This is a genomic window from Oleiphilus sp. HI0128 (genome assembly GCF_001635365.1).
The window spans coordinates 1-6,553 of the sequence record NZ_LWGG01000406.1 but is presented as its reverse complement, the minus strand read 5'-3'; the positions used below and the strand labels follow the sequence as shown (position 1 = coordinate 6,553).

Here is a 6,553-nt window from a genome sequence, read left to right as displayed (position 1 = left end):
TCCATCGCTTCAGCAATGATGCTACCAACAGAGCTATCGCTGTTTGCTGAGATTGTGCCTACTTGAGCAATCGCTTTAGTATCTTCACATGGACGAGCAAAGCCTTTAACCGCTTGAACTGCAACTTGCACACCTTTGTCGATGCCACGTTTCAGGTCCATTGGGTTCATACCCGCAGCAACAGCCTTCAAACCTTCGTTAACGATAGACTGAGCCAAAACTGTTGCAGTCGTTGTTCCATCACCCGCAGCATCATTAGTTTGTGATGCAACTTCTTTTACCATCTGCGCACCCATGTTTTCGAACTTGTCTTTAAGCTCGATTTCTTTCGCAACAGACACACCATCTTTAGTCACCGTCGGTGCACCAAAAGATTTGTCTAATACAACGTTACGACCTTTAGGGCCCAAAGTTACCTTTACTGCATCTGCTAGAATGTTTACACCGGCCAACATGCCTTGACGAGCCGAATCACCAAATTTAACGTCTTTAGCGCTCATATACTTTTCCTACTTAAACTGTTTGCCTATTTAGTTAGGCACTTTTAAAATAATTCTCTGAACCGGCTAACCGGTACTAAGCTTCTATCACGCCGTAAAGGTCGCTTTCACTCATAATCAATAGCTCTTCACCATCGATCTTAACGGTATTACCAGCATATTGACCAAACACTACAATATCGCCTTCTTTTACAGCCAAAGCTTTAACATCACCGTTATCCAGAATTTTTCCAGTACCCACAGCTATTACTTCACCCTGAGAAGGTTTTTCAGTCGCACTACCAGGCAATACAATACCACCCGCACTTGTGGTCTCTTCTTCTTTGCGGCGTACAACAACACGGTCGTGTAATGGACGGATTTTCATCTTCTTGATTCTCCTAACAGGTTTTCAATCCGAAAATAAAATCACTCTCAAACAAAGAGCGCTTTATTTTATTTAATAAAAACAATAAGTTGCATTTTAAACTTACAATTTTCATTGATAAGTGACTCTATAAATGGGGATGATAGAAAGCTTTTCAAGCACTTATTTTTCTTTTTCTTGTTTTATCTCTTGAAACTCACCTTCGGCGATCTCTTCAGGCGGAACGGTACGTTGGGGAAATTCCTGGGCAGAGAAAGGGTCCTTAACCGGCTGCTCCTCCGCCTGAGACGACTGTCTATAAGTTGTCTGGGAATAAAAGCCGCTTTGTGAGGAATTCTGTACCAGATTTTTCGCAATCATCTTGGCAAACGAAGCTCTAAAGCCCGGCGTCAATAAAATAAAGCCAATCGTATCGGTCACAAACCCAGGGGTAAGCAACAATGCTCCCGCGATTGCCAACATCATCCCTTCACCAATTTCAGAGACTGGCATCTGGCCACTTTGCATCTTCTGATTAGCTCTGATAAAGGTACTCAGCCCCTGTTTTTTAAGCAGCGTCACACCTATGACTGCCGTCAATAACACCAGCAACACTGTATAAAAGACACCAATAAATGAGCCCACCTCAATTAATACCAACATCTCAATGATAGGAACAATCAAGAACAGTAAAAATAAAATTTGCATACTTACTCCAAGTCGAGATTTATTAGTACCCGACTGCATTAATCCTTTTTCTTATCCTAACAAGCCATTAAGATAGATTCTCATTTAAGGGTTAGGGGTGATCCCTCGATACCCAACACGCCCCAATCTGGTATTAATATAGGCAGAACATGAAATTACAAGATGCAGTTATTGCAATTACAGGCGGCGCTCAAGGCTTAGGAAGAGAAATGGCTTTAGGCCTTGCTGAAAAAGGAGCTAATCTCGCTCTGATCGACATGAATGCAGAACGTCTTGATGAAACCGCTAATGAGTGCGAAGCACTGGGCGTCACAGCTAAAACCTATGTTTGCAACGTTGCCCAAGAGGCTGACGTAGAGAACACCTTTAATACGATTGAGCGCGATTTTGGAAAGCTGAATGGCCTCGTTAATAATGCCGGCATTCTACGAGACGGTTTATTGCTAAAAGCTAAAGATGGCAAAGTTAGCCAAACCATGAGCCTGCAGCAATGGCAAAGCGTGATCGACGTTAACCTTAGTGGTGTATTCCTGTGTGGCCGTGAAGCTGCCCGCCTGATGGTTAACACCAATTCAGAGGGTTGTATTATTAATATTTCCAGTATCGCCAGAGAAGGCAATATTGGACAAAGTAATTACAGCGCGGCTAAAGCTGGCGTGGTTGCATTAAGCGTCACTTGGGCCAAGGAACTCGCGCGCTATAATATTCGCTCTATGGCGATCGCTCCCGGTTTTATGGAAACGGAAATGACAGCCAGTATGAAACCTGAGGCTCAAGACCATATGAAGAAAGTTATCCCTTTAGGTCGCCCCGGCCAACCTAGCCATATTCAACAAAGTGTGGTGCACATTTTTGAAAATAATTACCTTACAGGCCGGGTCATCGATGTCGATGGTGGACTAAGAATCTAACTCCCAATGGCAACAAACGAAAGTGAATGCAAGCAGGCTATACTGGCCTGCTTGGCGAGCATCCCCAGCGGGCAAGTCTGTTCTTACGGGAAAATAGCATCCCTGGCAGGGCACCCAGGCAAAGCACGTTACGTCGCCTACATATTAAAACAACTACCTAAAGACAGCCGCATTCCTTGGCACCGAATAATTAATGCTCAAGGAAAGTGCTCCTTCCCGATAGGCTCCGATAAGTTTCTGGAACAAACTTCACTGTTGGAAACAGAAGGCGTGCCTATGCCACTGAGCTCTACTTCTATGTGCCAATATCTCTGGCTTGGCTAAAAGACAATTCAAGTAACATTAAAATTTCACAGCGAAACACAGAAATATAGTCTAAATTTAAGTAGATTCACTTGAAATAGTCATGTGCCGGGTACTTAATGAGAACTCGACTCCTGCTTTCCTAGGTTAAAAAGCATTTTCAGCACGCACTCTAAAGTGAAGTAGAGATAACCTTGTAACATAGAAAATTAATGACTCTACGTTCATTAAGTAACATGCAGTACAAACGAAAGCTATGAAGTACCATAAACTCATTCTAGAGCAGATCGAAAAGCACCTATCAGAAGTGCCGGATGACCCTCGCATTACTGCATTTTTGAATGCCGTACATAATAGTTATGTCGAAGCTGATGAACAAAGAACAACCCTCGAGCGCTCCGTTCAACTGTCAGCAAAGGAACTCATTACACGCAATAAAGAACTAGAGCGCCAAGTTACAGAACTTAAGATAACCCAGAGTGCGCTTAAAGAATCTCATTCACTATTGCATGCAAGTTTAGAGTCGAGCCATGAAGCTCTATTAGTGCTCGATCTGGAAGGTAGAGTCAGACTCTACAACCCAAATTTCTGTGAGATGTTCCGTATCGACCCTGAAGAAAAGAACATCAACCATATAGCAGACTTTCTAAAAGAAACAGAAACCCTCATCAGCGAGCCAAACTCACTGACAGCCGAGTTTAAATTCAGCCTCGAGACTCCCAAAGAGCAGCGTCTGTGTGAAATAAAAACACTAAAGGGTCGAACTATTGAGGCATATTCCAACCCCCAGACGAAAAACAACTCTGGCGAGATTATTGGCCTGGCTTGGAGCTTTAGGGATATCAGCGAACTAAAACTCAAAGAAGAGGAAGCCCGTCACCGAGCTTATCATGACTTGCTTACTGGCCTACCTAACCGCAGGCTTCTATCAAACAGGCTCGATACCGCCCTGACTTCGGCAAGTCAAAACAAAGACCAGACGATTGTCCTGTTTATCGACCTTGATGGATTTAAAGATGTAAATGACTCTCTGGGACACGGTGTTGGCGATGCACTACTCAAGGCCATAACTCTGCGCCTTGAAGCCGAGCTGCCCCCTCACACACTACTATCTAGACATGGTGGTGACGAATTCATTGCAGTGATGGAAAAACAAGATGGCACAGATAATGCCAAACAATTTGCACAAGCAATTGTTGACTCTTTTGGCACACCATTTCATTTAGGCAATGAAGATATTTACATGAGCGCGAGTATCGGCATTGCCGCCGCCCCCGATCACGGCAATGACTCCGACAAATTAATTAGTAATGCTGACATTGCCATGTATCAAGCCAAAAAACGTGGCAAAAATACATATGTGATATATCAAGCAAGTGAGAACGACCAGCCAGCGCATCGCTTAAAAATACGCAGTCAGTTAAATGTTGCGCTAGAGCAAGAGCAGTTTGAGTTATTCTTCCAACCCAAAATTGATCTCGACACTGGCTCCATCAAAGGCGCTGAAGCACTGATCCGTTGGAAGCAAGAAGATGGAAAATATCGCAACCCCTTTGAGTTCATCCCAATTGCTGAAGAAAATGGCCAAATTATTCCTATCAGCCAATGGGTAATTCATCAATGCTGCAAACACCTAAAAGAGTGGCAGACCTATCTTGACTCCGACTTCATATTGGCACTCAACATTTCTGCACGTCACTTCCATAGAGGCTTGCTTCAAGAAGACCTAGCACGCTCACTGGGCACATTTGGAATTGACCCTTCAACACTTGAGCTTGAAGTGACTGAGACCGCAATTATGGACGATTTGGACCTGGCAGTTCAGACGCTCCACGAAATAAAAAGCATGGGTATCAGAACCGCAATAGATGACTTTGGTACAGGCCACTCATCTTTGAGTTATCTGAGAAAGTTACCAATTGAAATCCTCAAAATTGATAAGAGTTTTATTGATGAAATTCTCGTATCACAGGAAGATCGAACCTTAGTTCGAGGCATCATTGAGATGGTTCATGCACTGGGAATACAAGTCGTCGCAGAAGGCGTCGAGAACCATCACATGGCTTCGCTCCTTCAAGATATGCATTGCGACCTTGTTCAAGGTTATCATTATTGCCCGCCAATATCGGAAACAGACTTCATTGAACTTATCAAAAACAGACAATGCTATATTTAACGTTAGCCTACTGTCTATGAACGAGAGCCGCTAAGCATCCTTAAACGCAGAATAACGTTGAATCCAATATATTAAGGCAATAACGGGGACACCCATCAAACTCGCAAGTAAAAAGAAGTTTGAGTAGCCCAAATTATCAACCATACTCCCCGAATACCCTCCGATTACTTTTGGCAAAAGCGTCATCAGCGAACTAAATATTGCATATTGAACAGCGGTAAAAGACACATTGGTCAGGCTTGAAAGGAAGGCTATAAATGCCGCACTGGCCAATCCTGCCGTTAGGTTATCGGCCGAGATCACAAAATACAGCAACTCAATATTATGACCCGACTCTGCCAGCAGCATAAACAAGAGATTAGTTGCGACGGTTAAAAAAGCACCGGTATAAAGCATTTTGATCACACCATAACGAGCAGATAACACGCCTCCTAAAAATCCCCCTGCGATCGTCATAAATAGGCCAAAGGTTTTTACAACCGTCGCGATCTCTGTTTTGCTAAAGCCCATATCCTGAAAGAAAACATTCGCGATTACCCCTAAGACAATATCTGAAATACGATAGAAGCCGACAAATATCAACAATAAGACCGCTAGCTTTAGACCGTAGCGGCTAAAAAACTCTTCAACGGGAGCAATATAAGATTGATGTATGAGTGTCTTTTCGTAAAAGGGGGTATTGGCCATCGAACGAATAAACAGTGCGACAGTTAAAAGCCCTGTAAGCAGGCGTAAACATTCAACTAGCAAGTTCCCTAAAGCAGAGTTCTTAAACAACTCAGCCAAGAAGATTTTCAATTCTGCAGCCAGTTCAGAGCCTAGAATATACACCGATACAAACAGTGCAATACTGGCGACAAATAACAGCAAAAACCTCAGATATTGAGCAGAAGTAAAAGCACTATTTGTATCATTACTTGTGCTCGGCTCTCTCACCATGCAGGTCGTAGCAAGCCCGACTAACATGGTCAAAGACATCAGCAAGTAGGTAGATCTCCAAGCATCATAGACATATTCCTCACCAGATGAGCCAAAAGAGCTGGCCAGTAACAAAGCCCCTGCTCCCGAGACCAGCATGCCAATACGATAGCCCGCAATATAGGTGGAAGACATCAATGCCTGCAGGTCGGTGCCAACAGACTCGATTCGATAGGCGTCGATTACAATATCTTGCGTCGCCGATGAGAACCCCAGCATCACAACCGCAAAAGCCATAACGCTCAAAGCACTTTCTTGAGCCGGGTTAACGGCAGCTATCATTGCGATAGAAGACATAACAGCTAGCTGGGAAATCAATAACCATGCTCTTCGACGCCCCATTCTGGCTGTTAGCAAAGGCACAGGAAGGCGATCAACAAGTGGCGCCCATAAGAATTTGAAAGAATAGGCTAAAGCCGCCCAGCTAAAATAAGTAACCGTCGAGCGTTCGACCCCTGCTTCACGCAACCATAAAGACAGCGAAGAAAATATTAACAGTAAGGGAATTCCTGCCGAAAACCCGAAGAACAGCATCGACAGAACCCGAGGGTGCTTTAGAGAGCTTAAAGACTGGCGCCAGCCTAAGTGTGCTTGAGACATATTTTTATATTTTCATCGCGAATTGAAGATA

7 protein-coding genes are annotated in these 6,553 nt (G+C 43.8%); 3 read left to right on the top strand and 4 right to left on the bottom strand.

Annotation, left to right across the window (positions count from 1 at the left end; all coding sequences use genetic code 11):
* The 3 genes from A3763_RS04990 to A3763_RS04980 form a co-directional block, all read right to left on the bottom strand.
* A partial coding sequence (locus tag A3763_RS04990; RefSeq protein ID WP_304440790.1) for a TCP-1/cpn60 chaperonin family protein occupies positions 1-500 on the bottom strand: 500 nt, incomplete at its 3' end.
* A 76-nt stretch (positions 501-576) separates the two neighbouring features.
* Positions 577-867 carry a co-chaperone GroES gene (locus tag A3763_RS04985; protein WP_068509031.1) on the bottom strand — a complete coding sequence of 97 codons (291 nt, stop codon included), beginning with the start codon at positions 865-867 and terminating at the stop codon, positions 577-579.
* Between the two features lie 162 nt (positions 868-1,029).
* The gene (locus tag A3763_RS04980) at positions 1,030-1,554 is read right to left on the bottom strand and encodes an FxsA family protein (RefSeq protein ID WP_068509064.1); all 525 of its coding nucleotides are present in this window, start codon (positions 1,552-1,554) and stop codon (positions 1,030-1,032) included.
* 149 nt (positions 1,555-1,703) lie between these two features.
* Here A3763_RS04980 and A3763_RS04975 point away from each other — a divergent pair, with 149 nt between their 5' ends.
* The 3 genes from A3763_RS04975 to A3763_RS04965 all read left to right on the top strand — a co-directional run bounded on the left by A3763_RS04975 (position 1,704) and on the right by A3763_RS04965 (position 4,944).
* A complete protein-coding gene (locus A3763_RS04975) occupies positions 1,704-2,465 on the top strand; it encodes an SDR family oxidoreductase (protein ID WP_068509029.1) in 762 nt (253 codons plus the stop codon).
* 6 nt (positions 2,466-2,471) lie between these two features.
* Positions 2,472-2,789, top strand: coding sequence for an MGMT family protein (locus tag A3763_RS04970; protein ID WP_068509027.1), 318 nt, complete (start codon positions 2,472-2,474; stop codon positions 2,787-2,789).
* 235 nt (positions 2,790-3,024) lie between these two features.
* Complete coding sequence (locus A3763_RS04965) at positions 3,025-4,944, top strand: EAL domain-containing protein (protein WP_068553714.1); 1,920 nt, start codon at positions 3,025-3,027, stop codon at positions 4,942-4,944.
* Positions 4,945-4,974: 30 nt separating this feature from the next.
* On the opposite strand, the gene A3763_RS04960 is transcribed toward A3763_RS04965, so the two are convergent.
* The gene (locus tag A3763_RS04960; protein WP_068516461.1) at positions 4,975-6,522 is read right to left on the bottom strand and encodes an MFS transporter; all 1,548 of its coding nucleotides are present in this window, start codon (positions 6,520-6,522) and stop codon (positions 4,975-4,977) included.
* Between the last annotated feature and the right edge of the window lie 31 nt (positions 6,523-6,553).